The organism is Leifsonia sp. NCR5, assembly GCF_002105485.1.
Taxonomy (GTDB): Bacteria; Actinomycetota; Actinomycetes; order Actinomycetales; family Microbacteriaceae; genus Leifsonia.
Genome location: NZ_NCSR01000052.1, coordinates 1 through 1,444 on the forward strand (window position 1 = coordinate 1; position 1,444 = coordinate 1,444).

Consider the following 1,444-nt stretch of genomic DNA (forward strand, 5'->3'; position numbering starts at 1 on the left):
GCGCGGACGATGGCGCCTTGGGTGGTGCGGGTGGGCGCGGTGGTCTCGGTCGTGGGGATCGACGGGCTGGTGGAGGAAGCAGGAGCCGCTGGGGAGCGGCCAGTGGACCCGTCGCGTGCGGGCTCGACGGACGCCGAGAACGCGAGCGGGATGCGGTCGCCGGGGCGACGGTCCCAGCCGTAGGCCGCCGCGATGAGCAACGGGACACCGACCAGGGCCAGCTCGACCCTGCTCGCGATGAAACCGGCGCCGAGGCAGACGAGCGCGACGACCAGCGCGGCGACGACGGCCGGGCTGAGGTCCCACGGGGTGGATGCGGTGGTCGCCGGGGCTTGCGGTGGGCGGCCCGGCTCCTCGGCGGTCACCCGGGGAGCCCCGCATCCGGGACAGTCGCGCGGGCCGCATCCCGTGCTGCTCCGACCGACGGAGGACCGGGCACCGAGTTGACCACCTCGGTGACCACCTGGGAGGCCTGCACGCCGCTCGTCCAGGCCTGGACGGTGAGCGAGAGGCGGTGCGCGAGGACGGGGACCGCGACGGCTTTGACGTCGTCGGGGATCACGAAATCGCGTCCGGCCATCACGGCGCGAGCGCGCGCGACGAGCAGCAGCCCCTGCGAACCGCGCGGCGACGCGCCCACCTCCACCGACCGGTGACGGCGCGTGGCCGCGGCGAGGGCGACGCAGTATGCCGCGATGTCCTCGTCGACGTCGACCAGCTCGACGCCGTCCTGCATGGCACGGAGGGTGGCGGCGTCGATCACCGGCTCGACCGTCGCGACCTCCTTGCGCCTGCTCACCCGCGCGAGCAGCACGCGGCTCTCGCCCTGCGCATCCGGGTAGCCGACGCTCAGCCGCACCATGAACCGGTCGAGCTGCGCCTCCGGCAACGCGTACGTGCCCTCGAACTCGATGGGGTTGGAGGTGGCGACCACATGGAAGGGCTCCGGCAGCGGGAAGCTCTGGCCCTCGACGGTGACCTGACCTTCGGCCATCGCCTCCAGCAGCGCGGACTGGGTCTTCGGCGAGGTGCGGTTGATCTCGTCGGCGAGGAACAGGCCGGTGAAGATCGGCCCCGGGCGGAAGACGAACTCGGCCGACGCAGGTGCATAGACGAATGAGCCGGTGATGTCGGCGGGGAGCAGGTCGGGGGTGCACTGCAGGCGCCGGAAGTCGAGACCGATGGCCGACGCGATACTGCGCGCGGCGAGCGTTTTGCCGAGGCCGGGGACGTCTTCGAACAGCACGTGACCGCCGGCGAGGATGGTCGCCAGCGCCAGTTCGAGCGCCGGGCGCATCCCGACGACGACGCTGCCGACACGGTCGAGGATGTCGCCGCTCAGCCGGGCGATCTCGGCGACGGGGAGCGCAGCGGGACGTGCGGCGGGGAGGTCGCGGGAGGCGGCGGGCAGGTCGGGGGTGGCGGCGGTCATGGGTGCGGCTCC

The 1,444-nt window shown here is 73.3% G+C and carries 1 protein-coding gene and 1 pseudogene; both read right to left on the bottom strand.

Annotated features, from left to right (window positions below; translation table 11 throughout):
* Positions 1-365: pseudogene (locus B7438_RS20085) on the bottom strand (hypothetical protein); the annotation flags it as partial.
* The gene (locus B7438_RS20090) at positions 362-1,432 is read right to left on the bottom strand and encodes a MoxR family ATPase (protein ID WP_085371452.1); all 1,071 of its coding nucleotides are present in this window, start codon (positions 1,430-1,432) and stop codon (positions 362-364) included. The pseudogene B7438_RS20085 and the gene B7438_RS20090, both read right to left, overlap by 4 nt.
* Positions 1,433-1,444 lie beyond the last annotated feature (12 nt).

What these genes read in the sequence shown, in the direction of transcription:
- B7438_RS20090 (WP_085371452.1), bottom strand. Translation starts at nt 1,432, where the DNA reads ATGACCGCCGCCACCCCCGACCTGCCCGCCGCCTCCCGCGACCTCCCC.